Raw genomic sequence first — 16093 nt, 5'->3', positions numbered from 1 at the left:
GCCGGCCGGTCCTCCCGGTCCGCGCCGCGGGCCGGGCCTCCTCCGCTGGGCAACCGCACGACGAACGCGGCGGCGGGACCGGGTTGACGGTGGCGGTGCTGGCGGTGGTGCTCCTGGTCGGCGGTGTCGTGGTCGGGGTGGGCGCCGCGGTGCTGGCCACCGCGGTGACGCGGGACCACGCCGACCTGGCGGCCCTGGCCGGCGCCCGGGCGGTGCGCGAGGGTGGGGACGCCTGCACCGCGGCAGAGCAGACGGCGCGGCAGAACGGGGCCAGGGTGCTCGACTGCGAGGTGGCGGGCGACGAGTGGCAGTTCGTCGTCACCGCCGAGGTGGCCCAGCCGATCGGGCTCGAGGTGGGCGGCCGCGCCCTCGAGCTGCGGGCCGTGGCCCATGCCGGCAGCTCCGAGCTCGCCGGCCGATGATCTGACGTGACGTGACGTGACGTGCCGGCGGGCCGGGCCGGCGACCTCAACGCCCGAGGACGCCGGCGAGCAGCGCGGTGGCGGCCGGCTTGTCCAGCACCTGGTTCTGGTTGCCGCACTTGGGCGAGACCACGCAGGCCGGGCAGCCGGTCCCGCACCGGCAGAGCCGCAGCCGCTCCCAGGTGGCGGTCAGCCAGCGCTCGACCTCCTCGAAGGCACGCTCGGCGAACCCGGCGCCGCCGGGGTGGCCGTCGTGGACGAAGATCGTGCAGGCGTCGGTGTCGGGGTGCAGCACCGTGGACAGCCCGCCGATGTCCCACCGGTCGCACGGGGCGAAGGCGGGCAGCAGCCCGATCGCACAGTGCTCGGCGCCGTGGGCCGCCCCGGCCAGCGCCTGCTGGCTCAGCCCCAGCTCGGCGAGCAACGTCTCGTCGACGGTCAGCCACATCGACTGGGTCTGCAGCACCCGGCGCGGCAGGTCGAGCGGGGTGGAGTCCCAGACGGTGCCGGTGAGGGCGTCGCGGCGCAGGTAGCCGGTCACCTGGGAGGTCACCTCGACGTCGCCGAGGAAGACGTCGGCGCGGGGCAGGCGGCTGGAGCGGCGGCGGCCCAGCACCCGCACGTCGCTGACCGACTGGGCCGAGGTGCGGTAGGGCACGTCGGCGACCCGGGCGGTGCACTCACCGGCCTCGGGGTCGTAGCGCTCGACCAGCCACAGCTCGCCGCGGTGCAGGTAGACCGCACCCTCGTGCACGCTGCGGTCGGCCGTCTGCGGGTCGGCCTGACCGACCACCCGGCCGGTGCCGGCCTCCAGGATCTCCACCGGGCGTCCACCGGCGCTGCGCAGGTCGATCGCGTCGACCGCCCGGTCGGGCCGGGTCCAGAACCAGCCGCGGGCGCGCCGGCGCAGCACCCCCTGGGCGGCGAGCCGGTCCGCGACGGCCACCATCTGCGGGCCGAACCAGCGCACGTCGTCGGCCTGCAGCGGCATCTCCTGGGCCGCTGCGGCCAGGTGCGGGCCGAGCACGTAGGGGTTCTGCGGGTGCAGCACGCAGGCCTCGACCCGTCCGGAGAAGACGAGCTCGGGGTGGTCGAAGTAGTAGAGGTCGAGCGGGTCGTCGCGGGTCAGCATCGTCACCTCGGCCGAGCCGCCGCGACGTCCGGCCCGTCCGGCCTGCTGCCAGAACGCCGCCATGGTGCCGGGGAAGCCGCCGATCACCACCGCGTCCAAGCCAGCGACGTCGATGCCGAGCTCCAGCGCGTTGGTGGCCGCCACCCCGCGCACCGAGCCGTCCTGCAGCCGGGCCTCGATGCTGCGCCGCTCGCGGGCGAGGTAGCCGCTGCGGTAGGCCTCCACCAGCGGCAGCCCGTCGGCCGCGGCGGTCTGCAGCCCCAGCTCCGACAGCCGGCTCTGCGCCGACAGCGCCACCAGCTCGCTGCGCAGCCGGGAGCCGATGAAGGCCAGCGCCTGCTCCCCGCGGCTGACGTGGTCGACCAGGGCCCGGGACGCAGCCTCCTCGATGCCCTGCTCGGGCTGGCGCAGCCGGATGGTCACCTCGGCCCGGGGCGAGCAGTCCTCGTCGACGACCACCACCTCCGCCGGCTCCACCCCGATCAGCCGGGACGCCGACGCGGCCACCTCGGCGGTGGTCGCCGAGGCCAGCACGAACACCGGGTCGGCGCCGTAGGAGTGGCACAGCCGGCGCAGCCGCCGCAGCACCGCGCTGACGTGGGCGCCGAAGACCCCGCGGTAGCGGTGGCACTCGTCCACCACCACGTGGGTGAGCGACCCGAGCAGCCGCGACCACCGGGCGTGCTGGGGCAGCACCGAGCGGTGCAGCATGTCGGGGTTGGTCAGCACCAGCGAGGCGTGCTCGCGGGCGAAGCGCCGCTCGACCTCGGAGCTGTCGCCGTCCAGCGCGCCGACCCGCCAGTCGGGCAGCCGCAGCGCGGTGCAGGAACGCAGCTGGTCGTGGGCCAGCGCCTTGGTGGGGGAGAGGTAGAGCGCGGTCGGCGCCCGCAGCCCGCGGACGAGGTCGGCCACCGACGCCTGCCGGACGCTGCCCGGACGTCCCCCACCCGGTGCCGGCCGGCTCCCGGCGCGGCGCGCGTCCACCGGGGCGAGGGCCTCGGCGAGCAGCGGCATCAGGTAGGCCAGCGACTTGCCCGAGGCCGTCCCGGTGGTGAGCACCGTGTGCCGCCCGGCCCGCACCGACTCCGCCGCCTGCACCTGGTGCCGCCAGGGCCGCTCGATCCCGCAGCCGGCCAGCGCGTCCACCGCCGCCTCGGGCAGCCACTCCGGCCAGTCGGCGCTGACCGGCGGCCGGGGCGGCCGCACGCAGCGGTGCTCGGAGGCGGTGTCCGCGGTCGGCGGAGCGGGGTCGGTCGTCGTCATCGCAGACAGCGTGGCACGCGGGCCCGACGGATCCGCGCCGGAACCGCCGACGCCGGTGGAGCGCCCAGCTCAGGCCGCCGGTCGTGGGATGGCGGCCAGCAGCTCGCGGGTGTACTCGTGGGCGGGCTCGGCGAACAGCCGCTCCGGCGGGCCGGACTCCACCACCTGCCCGCGCCGCATCACGTGCACCACGTCGGAGATCAGCCGCACCACCGCCAGGTCGTGGCTGATGAACAGGTAGGACAGCCCCAGCTCGCGCTGCAGGTCGGCCAGCAGGTCGAGGATCTGCTTCTGCACCACCACGTCGAGGGCGCTCACCGCCTCGTCCAGCACCACCAGCTCCGGACGCAGCGCGAGCGCCCGGGCGATCGCCACCCGCTGGCGCTGCCCGCCGGAGAGCTCGTGCGGGTAGCGTTCGGCCACCGCGCCGGGCAGCGCCACCTGCTCCAGCAGCTCGTGCACCCGCGCCCGGCGCTCGGCCGCGGTGCCCACCCGGTGCACCTGCAGCGGCTCGGCGATGCTGCGCCCCACCGGGTAGCGCGGGTCGAGCGAGGCGTAGGGGTTCTGGAACACCGGCTGCACGCGGCGCCGGAAGGCCACCAGCTCGCGCCGCCGGGTGCCCCGCGGCACACCGTCGAAGAGCACCTCGCCGGCGTCGGGGGCCTCGAGCCCGAGCACCAGGTTGGCGGTGGTGGTCTTGCCCGAGCCGGACTCGCCGACGACGGCCACGGTGGCCCCGCGCGGGATGGTCAGCGACACGTCGTCCACCGCCGTCACCGTCTGCCGACCGTCCTCGGTGGGCCGGCGCAGCGGGTAGGTCTTGCGCACGCCGCGCAGCTCCAGCAGCGGCGGTCCGCCCGGCACCGGGCCGCGCTCCAGCGGGTCGGCCAGACCCGGCACGGCGGCCAGCAGGGTCTGCGAGTAGGGGTGCTCGGGCCGGCTGAGGATGTCGGTCGCGGTGCCCGACTCCACCACCCGCCCGCGCTGCATCACCAGCACCCGGTCGGCGCGTTCGGCGGCCAGCGCCAGGTCGTGGGTGATGAGCAGCACGGCTGACCCGGTGGTGCCGGTCAGCCGGTCCAGCTCGTCCAGCACCCGTCGCTGCACCGTGACGTCGAGGGCGCTGGTCGGCTCGTCGGCGATCACCAGCCGCGGCCGGCAGGCCAGCCCCATCGCGATCAGCACCCGCTGCCGCATACCGCCGGAGAACTCGTGCGGGTACTGCCGGGCGCGGGCGGGCGCGTCGGGGATGCCGACCAGCTCGAGCAGCTCGACCACCCGTCCGGGGCCGCTGGGCAGGTCGTGCACCTCCAGCGCCTCGGCGATCTGCTCGCCCACCCGCATCATCGGGTTGAGGTTCGACATCGGGTCCTGCGGGACCAGCCCGATGCCGGCCCCCCGCACCCCTCGCAGCGTGCGCTCGTCGGCGCCCACCAGGTCGACGCCGTCGAACAGCACCCGGCCCGCGGTGATCCGGGCGTTGTCGGCCAGCAGCCGGTTCACCGCGCTCGCGGTGGTCGACTTGCCCGACCCGGACTCCCCGACGAGAGCCACCGTCTCCCCGGCCGCGATCTCGAACGACACCTCCCGGACGGCCTCCACCGGTCCGCCGGCGGTGTCGAACACGACCGACAGGTCGGCGACCTCGAGCACGGTGGTCATCGCAGCAGCTCCCTCAGGACGTGGTCGAACAGCTCGGTGGTCGGCACCGGCTCGGGCACCAGCAACCGGGACGCCCCCAGGGCCAGCACCAGCCTGCGCTCGGGCAGCACGGCCAGCGCGGTCCCGGTGAACCCGGGGTGCCAGAACAGCGGCGTGCCCACGTCGCGGTGGCGGAATCCCAGCCCCTGGCCGTCCACCGCCGGCGCCGACAGCAGCGCCCGCACGCCGTGGGCCGCCGGTCCGTCCGCCCCGTGCCACGCCCGCACGATCCCGTCACCCCAGGCCAGCAGCCCCGGCACGCTGGCGAACCCGCCGGCGTGCCCGGCCACCCCGCCGAAGGCGTGGTAGGCGTTCCCGTCGTCGGTCTCGCCCACCAGCAGCCGGGTGCGCCAGGCGAAGGAGTCGACGTCCAGCCCGGACGGCACCGGGTGCGGCTCCCCGGTGTCCACCATCCGGCGCTCGACGGCGTCCCCCTCGTCGCTGGCCACGGCCAGCGCCGGGTCGGCCCCGCCGGCGCGCAGCACCGGACGTCCGGCCAGCTCCGCGACGGCCTGCTCGAGCAGGGCGGGCAGCGGGGTGCCGGTCCGCCGCACCAGCAGCTCACCCAGCAGGACCATGCCGAGGTCGGAGTAGACGAACGCGTCCCCGGGACGGCCGCGCAGGCCGTGGCGCAGGATCCAGTCGACGGCACCGGCGGGGTCGTCGGCCAGCAGGTACAGCGGGGCCCACGGCGCGAGCCCGGAGCGGTGCCGCAGCAGCTGCTCCACCGTCACCGCACCGAGCGGGCCGAGGCCGGCGTCCTCGAGCAGCTCGCCCACCGTGCTGCCCAGCTGCAGCCGCCCCTCGGCGACGGCGCGCCCGGTGGCGACGGTGGTGGCCAGCTTGGTCACGCTGGCCAGGTCGAACACCGCCTCGGGCCCGACCGGCTCGCCGGGGACGCGCTCGCCCCACACGCCCACCTCCTCCACCCCGCCGCGGAGCACCCCGACCACGGCCCCGCGACACCACCCGGCCAAGCCGGCCGCGAGCGCGGAGGCGCTGCTCACGCCACCACCCGCAGCCGCACCGGTCGGACGTCAGGACGGGGCGGCAGCTCCAGCCCGTGCGGCCCCTGGTGCACCGCCCCGAGCACCCGGGCCTCCCGCGCCCCGGTGGCGCCCGGCACCGCCGCCGGCAGCCGGTGCAGCGAGAACCACCCGATCACCGCGAAGGCCAACGCCTCCTTGAGGTCGGCCGGCACCCCGAGCTCGTCGGTGCCGACCAGCGCCACCCCGGGCAGCAGGGCGGCCAGCCGGCCCATCAGGTGCTCGTTGCGGCAGCCGCCGCCCGCCGCGACCACCCGCCGGGCCCCGGAGGAGCGGACGGCGTCGGCCACCGTCCGCGCGGTCAGCTCGGTCAGCGTGGCGACCAGGTCGCCCGGCTCGATGTCCGGTGCGGCGGCCGACACCGCGTCGGCGACGTAGCGGCCGTGGAACAGCTCCTTGCCGGTGGACTTCGGCGCCGGCAGCGCGTAGTAGGGCTCGGCGAGCAGGTGGTCCAGCAGGCCCTCGTGCACCCGGCCGGCGGCGGCGACCCGTCCGGCCGTGTCGTAACCCGCCGGGTCGAGGTCGTGCTCGGCCACCACCGCGTCCACCAGCGCATTCGCCGGGCCGACGTCGTAGGCGAGGATGCGCGCACCGGGCGAGAGCACCGTCAGGTTGGCGATCCCGCCGAGGTTGAGCGCGACCGTGGGCTCGTCACCGCCGAGCAGCAGCTCGTCCAGCAGCGGCACCAGCGGCGCCCCCTGGCCGCCGGCGGCGATGTCGGCGACCCGCACGTCGGCGACCACCGGGGCACCCACCCGCTCGGCGATGAAGGCGGCCTGGCCCAGCTGCAGGGTCCCGCGGGCGAGCCCGTCCTCGACCCAGTGGAAGACGGTCTGGCCGTGGCTCACCACCAGGTCGACCCCCGCACCCGCGACCACCTGCTCGGCGGCCGCGGCGAACTCCTGGCCGATCAGCGTGTCGAGCTCGGTCACCTCGGCCAGCGTGGTGGACGCCGGCGGCAGCACGGCGCGCAACCGGCTCCGCAGGGCGGGGGAGTAGGGCACCGAGGCCCGTCCGACCCAGCGGGCCCGCAGCTCCTCCCCGTGCTGCTCGAGGTCGACCAGCGCGCAGTCGATCCCGTCGTGGGAGGTGCCCGAGATCATCCCCAGCACCCGCACCGCGCTCACCGGCGTCCCCTCGGGTCGAGGGCGTCGCGCAGCGCGTCACCCAGCAGGTTGAACGCGATCACCAGCAGCACCACCAGCACGCCGGGGAAGAGCATCGTCCACCAGGCCACGAACACCGTGGTCCGGGCGTCGAGGATGAGGCTGCCCAGGCTCGCCGCCGGTGGCGGGGTGCCCAGCCCGAGGAAGGACAGCGCCGCCTCGGTGAGCACCGCCCAGGACAGCGCCAGCGCGACCACCACCACGACGTGGCCGGCGACGTTGGGCAGCACGTGGCGGACCACCGTGGCCAGCGGGTGCTGCCCGGTGGAGACGGCGGCCCGGACGAAGTCGACCTGGCGCACCGACAGCGTCGCGCCGCGGGTGGTGCGCACGAAGATCGGCACGTAGACCACGGCGATCGCCACCGCCACGGTGAACCAGTTCCGGGCCAGCACCGAGGTCAGGGCCAGCGCCAGCAGCATCGGCGGGAACGCGAAGAGGACGTTGGTGACCCCGGAGATGGCCAGGTCGGAGCCGCGTCCGAAGTAGCCGGCCAGCAGTCCGAGCGCCGTCCCGACCACCGCGGAGATCAGCACCGCGACGACCGCCACCCGCAGCGAGTTGGCGACCGCGCTGAGCACCCGGGCGAGCAGGTCGCGGCCGAACTGGTCGGTGCCGAACCAGTGCACCGCGCTCGGGCCCTGCAGCCGGCTCGGCGGGTCCTGCACCGCCGGGTCGAAGGCCAGCAGGCCGAGCGACTGGGCCAGCGCCGCCAGCGCCAGCAGCACCAGCAGGGCCGCGCCGACCGCTCCGGCGGGACGCCGCAGCACCCGGCCGGTGACGCCCTGCCGGCGCAGCCCGACCGGCAGGTCGGGGACCACCTCGACGCTCACGACAACCTCACCCTCGGGTCGATCAGCCGGTACAGCAGGTCGGTGAGCAGGTTGACCAGCACGAAGCACAGCGCGATCACCAGCACGGTCGACTGCACCAGGGCGTACTCCTTCTGCTGGATGCCCAGCAGCACCTGCCGGCCGATCCCGGGCACGGAGAAGATCTGCTCCACCACGATCGCCCCACCCAGCAGGTAGCCCAGCTGCAGGCCGGTCATGGTGACGATCGGCACCAGGGCGTTGCGCAGCACGTGGCGGACCTGCAGCCGCCGCTCCCCGACCCCCTTGGCCCGCGCGGTGCGGACGAAGTCGAGCCCGCGCACCTCCAGCACGGCCGCCCGGGTGGTGCGGATGATCGGCGCGGAGATGCCGATCGCCAGGGTGACGGCGGGCAGCAGCATCTGCTGCAGGTTGCGCACCGGGTCGTCGAAGAGCCCGGCGAAGGCCTGCCCGTTGGGGTTGAACCCGAACCGGTAGGAGAGCACCGACAGCAGCACGGTGCCGATGAGGAAGGCCGGCAGCGACAGCCCCAGCAGGCTGGCGCCCTGGCCGAGGGTGTCCGGGACGCCGTTGGGCCGCCGGGCCGCCAGCATCCCCAGCGGGACGCCGACCAGCACCGACAGCGCGATCGCCAGCACGGCCAGCTCGACGGTGATCGGCAACGCCTGCAGCGTGAGGTCGAGGACGCTGACCTGCGCCCGCCCCGACCAGCCGAGGTTGCCCGTCAGCACCGAGCCGAGCCAGCCGAGGAACTGCTCCAGCGGTGGGCGGTCCAGGCCGTAGTAGGCCTCCAGCGCCTGCCGTTGGGCCGGGGTCAGCGCCGCCGCCTCGGTGCCGAGGTTGGCGGTGATCTGGTCGCCCGGGACGAGCCGCAGCAGGACGAAGACCAGCACCGCCACCCCGAGCAGCGTGGCCACCGCGCCGAGCAGCCGGCTGACCACCGGGTGGCCCAGCAGCCCGGCGCGCAGCGGTCGCAGCCGCCGCGGCGACCGCGGGGAGGGGTCGGCCATCAGGAGACCGAGACCAGCCGCAGGTTCTGCAGCGAGCCGTTGGCCAGCGGGACGAACCCGCTCACGCCCTCGGTGGTGGCGGTGTAGGTGTAGCCGGTGAACAGCCAGATCCAGGCGGCCTGGGCCTCCAGCTCGCCGGAGATCTCGGCGTAGATCTCGCGGCGGGCGTTCTCGTCGGTCTCGGCGCGGCCCATGGCGAACAGCTCGTCCAGCCGCGGCGAGGAGTAGCCGGCCACCTCGTTGAGGTTGCCCTCGGAGGTGAAGTAGCGCCCGTACATGCCGTCGGGGTCGGGACGTCCGCCGTTCAGGGCGACGGCGGCCTCGAAGTCGGCGGCCACCCAGCGGTCCACGTAGGCGCCGGACTCCAGCGTCTCCAGCTCCAGGGTGATGTCGGCCTCGGCCAGCTGGGCCTGCAGCGCCTGCGCCTCGTTCACGCTGGTGGCGTACTCGCCCTGGGAGACGATCGCGGTGATGGTCACGCCGTCGGCCTCGCCGGCGGCGGCCAGGTACTCCCGGGCCCGGTCCAGGTCGCGGGTCGGGCAGGGCCGGTCGGCGGGGTCGCTGCGGTAGGCCGGGCTGGTGATCGGCCCGGTCACCTCGCCCTCACCCAGTGCGGCGGTGTCGAGGACCACCTGGCGGTCGATCGCGCACTGCATCGCCAGCCGCACGTTCTGGTCGGTCAGGGCGCCGCGGCGGGTGTTGAGCTGCAGCGCGTGGTAGCTCAGCTGCGGGGTGCGCTCGATGGTGATGCCGGCGCCGGCGCTCTGGGCCACCAGCGGGTCGTCGAGCACCGACAGCTGCACGTTGCCCGACTGCATGGCGGCCAGGATCGAGGTCTCGTCGGGGATCACCCGGAACTCCACGCCCTCGACCAGGGCGGCCTCGCCCCAGTAGCCGTCGAAGCGCTGGAGGCTGAGCGACTGGCTGGGGGTGCGGTCGGTGAAGGTGAAGGGGCCGGTGCCGTTCGGTGCGGTCTCCAGGGCGCTGGTCTCGTCCTGGCTGGAGAGGATGGCCATGTTGATCGAGGCCAGGTTGGACGGCAGGCCGGCGTCGGGGGTGCTGAGGCTGAGCTCGACGGTGCTGGGGTCGACGGCGGTGATCCCGGTCACCGAGGCGAGGCTCGTGCGGGCCACCGCGGCGGTCTCCTCGGCCTGGATGGCCTCCAGCGAGTGCACGACGTCCTCGCTGTCGAAGGTGCTGCCGTCGTGGAAGGTGACGCCCTCGCGCAGCGTGAGGGTGAGGGTGGTGCCGTCCTCACTGGTCTCCCACGACTCCGCCAGCCCCGGGACGACCTCGAGGTCGCTGTCGAACTCGGTCAGGGTGCCGTAGACGTTCTGCAGCACGTTGACGGCCTGGAACTGGGTGGCGGTCCAGGGCAGCAGCGTGTCCGGGTCGCTGGTCACGCCCACCACCAGGGCACCCGCCCCCTGCTGCTCGGACGGGCCGTCGACCTGGCTCGCGGTCGGCGTGCAGCCGGCCACCACCAGACCGGCGATCAGGACGGGTAGGGCCAGCCGGATCCGCATGCGAGACTCCTCGTCGTCAGTCGGTGAACCGATCGTACGGATCGGCATCAGGATGTGTAAACGTCGTTCACCCAGCGGTTGAGGAGGTGCCGAGGTGACCGGTCGCGAGCCGCCGGTGCTGGTCCGGCTGCGTTCGGCGCTGGCGGGGCTGCCCGCCGCCGAGCGCCGGGTGGCCGACCTCGTCCTCGCCGACCCGCCGGCCGCCGCCCGGGCCACCGTGGTCGAGCTGGCCCGGGCAGCCGGCACCTCGACGGCCTCGGTGGTCCGGCTCTGCCAGCGGATCGGTTACCGGCGCAGCAAGGACTTCCAGCTCGCGCTGGGTGCCGACCACGCCTCGGCCCTCAGCGAGGGGCGGTCCTCGCTGGGGGAGGCCATCGAACCGGGCGACCCGCTCGCCGCGGTGGTGCAGAAGGTCTCCCGCGCCGAGGCGGCCTCCCTCGTCGACACCGCGCTCGCCCTCGACGTCGAGGCGCTGGAGCGGGCGGTCGACGCGGTCGCCGTGGCACGCCGGGTCGACGTGTTCGGGGTCGGCGCGAGCTCGCTGGCCGCCCTCGACCTGCACCAGAAGCTCACCCGGATCGGCCGCACCGCCCTGGTCTGGACCGACCCGCACATGGCCTGGACCAGCGCGGCCACCCTGGACGACTCCGCGCTGGCCTGCGCGGTCTCGCACTCCGGCCGGACCCCGGAGGCGATCAGCTACCTCCAGCACGCCCGCGCCGGCGGCGCCACCACGCTGGCGATCACCTCCTCGGCCGGCTCCCCGCTCGCCCGGGAGGCCGACGTGGTGCTGCTCACCGCCGCCCGGGAGACCGAGTACCGGGCCGGGGCGATGGGCTCGCGGATCGCCCAGCTGATGGTGGTGGACTGCCTGTTCATCGGGGTGGCCCGGCTGCACCACGAGGCCTCCCTCGAGCTGCTGGCCCGCACCTACGCCGTGGTCGGGGCGCGCCGGGTGCGCTGAACCGTCCGGCCGCCGAGCCGTCCCTGCCGACCCAGACCAGTGCCTGTGTGGTTATATCTCCCCAGCCCGTTCACCGCCGAACACGCTCGCAGGAGACGTCGTATGCCCATCACCCTCGCCGGGTCCAACCTGACGATCGTCGCGGTCGTCGGGGCCATCGCCCTGATCGCCATCGCGATGTCACTGGTCTTCCGCCGGGAGGTGCTGCAGGCCGCCGAGGGCACCGAGAACATGAAGCGGATCGCGGTGGCCGTGCAGGAGGGCGCCGCGGCCTTCCTGGGACGCCAGTTCCGCACCCTCGGGATCTTCGCCGTGGTGGCCTTCGTCCTGCTGCTGGCGCTGCCCGCGCACGGCGAGGGCAACGAGTGGCTGCTGCGTGGTGCGCGGTCGGTCGCCTTCGTCGTCGGCGCCGGGTTCTCCGCGCTGATCGGCTACCTCGGCATGTGGCTGGCCGTCCGCGCCAACGTCCGCGTGGCCGCCGCGGCCCGTGACACCGGCCGGGAGCCGGCGATGCGGATCGCCTTCCGCACCGGCGCCAGCGTCGGCATGGCCACGGTCGGCTTCGGCCTGCTCGGGGCCGCCGCGGTGGTGCTGATCTTCCGCGGGGACGCCCCGACCATCCTCGAGGGCTTCGGCTTCGGCGCGGCCATGCTGGCCATGTTCATGCGGGTCGGCGGTGGCATCTTCACCAAGGCCGCCGACGTCGGCGCCGACCTGGTCGGCAAGGTCGAGCAGAACATCCCCGAGGACGACCCCCGCAACGCCGCCACCATCGCCGACAACGTGGGCGACAACGTCGGCGACTGCGCGGGCATGGCCGCCGACCTGTTCGAGTCCTACGCGGTGATGCTGGTCGCCTCGCTCATCCTCGGCCGCGCCGCCTTCGGCGAGGCGGGGCTGGTCTTCCCGCTGATCGTGCCGGCCATCGGCGTGGTCACCGCCATCATCGGCGTCTTCCTCACCCGGCCGCGGACCGGGGAGAACGGTCTGCGCACCATCAACCGCTCCTTCTACGTCAGCGCCGCCATCTCGGCCGTGCTCTGCGCGGTCGCGGCCTTCGTCTACCTGCCGGACAGCTTCGCCGCCCTCGGTACCGAGGCCGAGTTCACCGGCCTGGTCGACGACCCGCGGATCGTGGCCATCGGCTCGGTGCTGGTCGGCATCGTGCTGGCGATGGTCATCCTCACCCTGACCGGGCACTACACCGGCACCGAGGACCGTCCGGTCCGCGAGGTCGGGCGCACCTCGCTCACCGGCCCCGCCACCGTCATCCTCTCCGGCATCTCGCTGGGCCTGGAGTCGGCGGTCTACACCGCGCTGGTGATCGCGGCCGCCGTGCTCGGCGCCTTCGCCCTCGGCGGCGGCGGCGTGATCGGGCTGTTCGCGATCGCGCTGGCCGGCTGCGGCCTGCTCACCACCGTCGGCGTCATCGTCGCGATGGACACCTTCGGCCCCGTCTCGGACAACGCCCAGGGCATCGCGGAGATGTCGGGCGACGTCGACGGCGAGGCCGCCCAGGTGCTCACCGAGCTGGACGCCGTCGGCAACACCACCAAGGCCATCACCAAGGGCATCGCCATCGCCACCGCGGTGCTGGCCGCCACCGCCCTCTTCGGCTCCTTCACCGACGCGGTCGCCAGTGTGCTGGGCGACGAGGGCTACCAGCGCTTCGTGGACGCCTCGGTGGTCTACGCGCCGGCCACCCTGGTCGGCATCGTGGCCGGTGCGGCCGTGGTGTTCCTCTTCTCCGGGCTGGCGATCAGCGCGGTGGGACGCGCGGCCGGTGCGGTGGTCTTCGAGGTGCGCCGCCAGTTCCGTGAGATCCCCGGGATCATGCAGGGCACCGCCCGTCCCGAGTACGGCCGGGTGGTCGACATCGTCACCCGCGACTCGCTGCGCGAGCTGGCCACCCCGGGTCTGCTGGCGGTGTTCGCCCCGGTCGCGGTGGGCTTCGGCCTCGGTGCCCCGGCGCTGGCGGGCTACCTGGCCGGCGCGATCGCCTGCGGCACGCTGATGGCGGTCTTCCTGGCCAACTCCGGCGGCGCCTGGGACAACGCGAAGAAGCTCGTCGAGGACGGCAACCACGGCGGCAAGGGCTCCGACGCCCACGCCGCCACCGTGATCGGCGACACCGTCGGCGACCCGTTCAAGGACACCGCCGGCCCCGCGATCAACCCGCTGATCAAGGTGATGAACCTGGTGGCCGTGCTGATCGCCCCGGCGGTGGTGGGCATGTCCACCCTGGGCGACGACTCCCCGGTGCGCTTCGTCATCGCCGCGGTCGCCCTGGCGGTGGTGGTGGCCGCGGTCGTGGTCAGCACCCGGCGCGGCAACACCATGGAGACGGGCGCCCAGGAGCCGGACCCGACCGGCGAGCGCGCCAGCGACCCCGCCGAGGCCGACACCGCCCCGAGGCGCTGACCCGCCGCCCCCGCGGGCACCCGCCGCACCCCCCTTCCGCTGGTTCGAGGTGATATCGCGCTCCGAGGAGCGCGGTATCACCTCGAACCGCGTCAGGGGAGGCGTGGGCCGGGTGTGACGGTGGCCGGGCGGTGGTGGCGGCCGGCGGGGTGCGGGGCCTAGGTTGATCCCACTCCCCGGGCGGAGACGCCACGACGCCGTGACGCCACCCCCGCCCGGCCGAACCCCGAGGAGACCCCATGCCACCGACCCCTCCGGACGGCCACCGCCGGCTCCGCCGCGTGCCTCCCGCCCTCACCGCCTGCCTCGGCGTCACCGCGCTGCTCGGTGCTGGGCTCGCCGCCCCCACCGCCACCGCCGCCGACGGTGAGCTGATGAGCTACGTCGTCAACACCCGTCCCAGCGCCACCCAGCTGGAGCGCGCCGAGCAGGCGGTCGAGGCCGCCGACGGCGAGGTCGTCCAGGCCTGGCCGCAGATCGGCGTCCTCGTGGTGCACTCCACCTCCGACAGCTTCGCCACCGACGTCACCCGCGGACGCCTCGGCGGGGCGGTCGAGTCGGTCGGCGCCACCCGGACCGCCGCGGTCAAGGAGCGCGCCGCCGAGGCCGCGCAGCGGATGCGCACCCGGCAGGTCGACCAGACCTTCGAGGAGCGCCAGGGCGTCCTGGTCGAGGCCGAGGCCGCCGACCCGCTCGAGGGCGAGCAGTGGGACATGGCCCAGATCGGGGCCGACGTGGCCTCCGACGGCAGCGCCGACGTCACGGTGGCGGTGCTCGACAGCGGCATCGACGACACCCACCCCGACCTGGCCTCCCAGGTCGACGACGCGAACTCCGTCAGCTGCATCGACGCCGGTGTCCCCGACACCACCCGCGAGTCCTGGCTGCCGACCACCAGCAGCCACGGCACCCACGTGGCCGGCACCGTGGCCGCCGCCCGCAACGGCGTCGGCATCGTCGGTGTCGCGCCGGACAGCCGGCTCACCTCGGTGAAGGTCGTCAACGACGACGGCTTCATCTACCCCGAGTACGCCATCTGCGGCTTCGTCTGGGCCGCCGAGCACGGCGCCGACGTCACCAACAACAGCTACTACATCGACCCGTGGCAGTTCTGGTGCACCGACGACGAGAACCAGGGCGCGGTCGTCGAGGCCGTCCGCCGGGCCGTCGACTACTCCACCCGTCAGGGGGTCGTGCACGCGGCCGCGGCCGGCAACAGCAACGTCGACCTGGCGAACAAGACCACCGACAGCTCCAGCCCGAACGACACCACCCCGGTGCAGCGGGACATCCACAACGGCTGCCTCGACATCCCCGCCGAGCTCGACGGGGTGGTCACGGTGGCCTCCAACGACGTGAACGTGGCCAAGTCCGGCTTCTCCAACTACGGCGAGGGCGTCATCGACGTGACGGCCCCGGGCAGCTCGATCCTGTCCACCGTGCCCGGTGGCTACGGGCGCTCGTCAGGCACCTCGATGGCCTCCCCGCACGCCGCCGGTGTGCTCGCACTGCTCAAGGCCGAGCACCCCAGGGCCAAGCCGCACCAGCTGATCCGGCTGCTGGAGCGGCAGGCCGACGACGTGCCCTGCCCCGACGACGACCGCTGCACCGGCAGCACCGCCGACAACGCCTTCTTCGGCGAGGGCCTGGTGGACGCCCTGGAGGCGACCGGCGTCCGCGACGGCCGCTGACGCAGCACCCGGCTCCGACGGCCCGGCACCGCGCAGGTGCCGGGCCGTCGTGCGTCCCCACCCGCTCCTGTCGGTGGCGGCTGCCAGCATGTGACCATGACCACACAGATCCTGCTCGTCCCCGGCTTCTGGCTCGGCGCCTGGGCCTGGGACGACGTGCTGCCGCACCTGCGCGAGCGCGGGTACGACGTCACGGCGCTCACGCTGCCCGGGCTGGAGGCCGAGCCCGTCCGGCCGCCGGCGGAGGTGACGCTGGACGACCACGCCGAGTGCATCACCGCCGCCCTCGACCGCGACGCCGACCGGCGGGTGCTCGTCCTGCACAGCGGGGCCGCCCTGCCCGGCACCCTGGCGCTGGACCGCCACCCCGACCTGGTCGACCACGTCGTCTGGGTCGACACCGGACCGGTCCGCGACGGCCACGCGATGAACCCCGACCTCGAGGGCGACACCTTCCCGCTCGAGGCGGCGTGGGAGGAGGAGCTGGCCGGGGGCAGCATGCGCGACCTCACGCCCGAGCAGCTGGAGGAGTTCCGCCGGCGCGCGGTGCCGCAGCCGGCGGGGACGGTGCGGGGCGAGGTCCGGGTCGGCGACCCGGCCCGGCTCGCGGTGCCCGGCACGGTGGTCTGCACCGCCTTCAGCAGCGAGGAGTACCGCTCCTACGCCGCCCAGGGCGTGCCCTTCCTCGCCGCCCTCCTCGACCACACCGCGCTCGACTACGTCGACCTGCCCACCGGCCACTGGCCGATGTGGTCGCGCCCGCGGGAGCTGGCCGACGTCATCGACGCCGCCGCCGCCCGCCCGCCCGCCTGAGACGACGACGGCCCGGCACCCGCCTGGGTGCCGGGCCGTCGGGGTGCCGGGGCTCAGACCGGGATGGTCTGACGCTCCTGGCTGACGGTGTCGGTCGGGTCGTCG

Annotated in this window: 12 protein-coding genes; 5 read left to right on the top strand and 7 right to left on the bottom strand. The window is 74.7% G+C overall.

All coding sequences use genetic code 11. The annotated features are described in order from the left end of the window. A partial coding sequence (locus tag DVA66_RS06760; protein WP_198671546.1) for an Rv3654c family TadE-like protein occupies positions 1 to 422 on the top strand: 422 nt, incomplete at its 5' end. A 46-nt stretch (positions 423 to 468) separates the two neighbouring features. Here DVA66_RS06760 and DVA66_RS06755 read toward each other — a convergent pair. The 7 genes from DVA66_RS06755 to DVA66_RS06725 form a co-directional block, all read right to left on the bottom strand. Beyond that, the gene (locus DVA66_RS06755) at positions 469 to 2817 is read right to left on the bottom strand and encodes a DEAD/DEAH box helicase (protein ID WP_114559382.1); all 2349 of its coding nucleotides are present in this window, start codon (positions 2815 to 2817) and stop codon (positions 469 to 471) included. A 69-nt stretch (positions 2818 to 2886) separates the two neighbouring features. After that, on the bottom strand, positions 2887 to 4479 hold the full coding sequence (locus DVA66_RS06750) for an ABC transporter ATP-binding protein (protein WP_114559381.1): 1593 nt from the start codon (positions 4477 to 4479) through the stop codon (positions 2887 to 2889). Next, positions 4476 to 5525 carry a serine hydrolase domain-containing protein gene (locus DVA66_RS06745; RefSeq protein WP_114559380.1) on the bottom strand — a complete coding sequence of 350 codons (1050 nt, stop codon included), beginning with the start codon at positions 5523 to 5525 and terminating at the stop codon, positions 4476 to 4478. Before DVA66_RS06745 ends, DVA66_RS06750 begins: the two co-directional genes overlap by 4 nt. Further along, positions 5522 to 6691 (bottom strand): anhydro-N-acetylmuramic acid kinase, encoded by a 1170-nt coding sequence (locus tag DVA66_RS06740; RefSeq protein WP_232821813.1) that lies wholly within the window; start codon positions 6689 to 6691, stop codon positions 5522 to 5524. The genes DVA66_RS06745 and DVA66_RS06740 overlap by 4 nt, the downstream gene beginning before the upstream one ends. Further along, positions 6688 to 7563: an ABC transporter permease gene (locus DVA66_RS06735; protein WP_198671545.1), complete on the bottom strand. Its 876-nt coding sequence runs from the start codon at positions 7561 to 7563 to the stop codon at positions 6688 to 6690. The genes DVA66_RS06740 and DVA66_RS06735 overlap by 4 nt, the downstream gene beginning before the upstream one ends. Beyond that, positions 7560 to 8573 (bottom strand): ABC transporter permease, encoded by a 1014-nt coding sequence (locus DVA66_RS06730; RefSeq protein WP_114559379.1) that lies wholly within the window; start codon positions 8571 to 8573, stop codon positions 7560 to 7562. The genes DVA66_RS06735 and DVA66_RS06730 overlap by 4 nt, the downstream gene beginning before the upstream one ends. Then, positions 8573 to 10099: an ABC transporter substrate-binding protein gene (locus DVA66_RS06725; protein WP_114559378.1), complete on the bottom strand. Its 1527-nt coding sequence runs from the start codon at positions 10097 to 10099 to the stop codon at positions 8573 to 8575. The genes DVA66_RS06730 and DVA66_RS06725 overlap by 1 nt, the downstream gene beginning before the upstream one ends. A 94-nt stretch (positions 10100 to 10193) precedes the next feature. Here DVA66_RS06725 and DVA66_RS06720 point away from each other — a divergent pair, with 94 nt between their 5' ends. From DVA66_RS06720 to DVA66_RS06705, 4 genes are all read left to right on the top strand, one after another. Further along, positions 10194 to 11063: a MurR/RpiR family transcriptional regulator gene (locus DVA66_RS06720; RefSeq protein ID WP_114559377.1), complete on the top strand. Its 870-nt coding sequence runs from the start codon at positions 10194 to 10196 to the stop codon at positions 11061 to 11063. A gap of 102 nt (positions 11064 to 11165) precedes the next feature. Next, positions 11166 to 13484 carry a sodium-translocating pyrophosphatase gene (locus DVA66_RS06715; protein ID WP_114559376.1) on the top strand — a complete coding sequence of 773 codons (2319 nt, stop codon included), beginning with the start codon at positions 11166 to 11168 and terminating at the stop codon, positions 13482 to 13484. Positions 13485 to 13723: 239 nt separating this feature from the next. Beyond that, positions 13724 to 15175, top strand: coding sequence for a S8 family peptidase (locus DVA66_RS06710; RefSeq protein ID WP_114559375.1), 1452 nt, complete (start codon positions 13724 to 13726; stop codon positions 15173 to 15175). A gap of 96 nt (positions 15176 to 15271) precedes the next feature. Beyond that, the gene (locus tag DVA66_RS06705) at positions 15272 to 15988 is read left to right on the top strand and encodes an alpha/beta fold hydrolase (RefSeq protein WP_114559374.1); all 717 of its coding nucleotides are present in this window, start codon (positions 15272 to 15274) and stop codon (positions 15986 to 15988) included. The last annotated feature ends 105 nt before the right edge of the window (positions 15989 to 16093 follow it).

Source organism: Desertihabitans aurantiacus, from assembly GCF_003344635.1.
Classification (GTDB): Bacteria; Actinomycetota; Actinomycetes; order Propionibacteriales; family Propionibacteriaceae; genus Desertihabitans; species Desertihabitans aurantiacus.
The sequence above is the reverse complement of the archived record's forward strand: the minus strand, read 5'-3'. Positions and strand labels throughout refer to the sequence as shown.

Coding starts and splice junctions, on each gene's coding strand:
- DVA66_RS06705 (WP_114559374.1), top strand. CDS start 15,272: ATGACCACACAGATCCTGCTCGTCCCCGGCTTCTGGCTCGGCGCCTGG.
- DVA66_RS06730 (WP_114559379.1), bottom strand. CDS start 8,573: ATGGCCGACCCCTCCCCGCGGTCGCCGCGGCGGCTGCGACCGCTGCGC.
- DVA66_RS06755 (WP_114559382.1), bottom strand. CDS start 2,817: ATGACGACGACCGACCCCGCTCCGCCGACCGCGGACACCGCCTCCGAG.
- DVA66_RS06715 (WP_114559376.1), top strand. CDS start 11,166: ATGCCCATCACCCTCGCCGGGTCCAACCTGACGATCGTCGCGGTCGTC.
- DVA66_RS06710 (WP_114559375.1), top strand. CDS start 13,724: ATGCCACCGACCCCTCCGGACGGCCACCGCCGGCTCCGCCGCGTGCCT.
- DVA66_RS06725 (WP_114559378.1), bottom strand. CDS start 10,099: ATGCGGATCCGGCTGGCCCTACCCGTCCTGATCGCCGGTCTGGTGGTG.
- DVA66_RS06750 (WP_114559381.1), bottom strand. CDS start 4,479: ATGACCACCGTGCTCGAGGTCGCCGACCTGTCGGTCGTGTTCGACACC.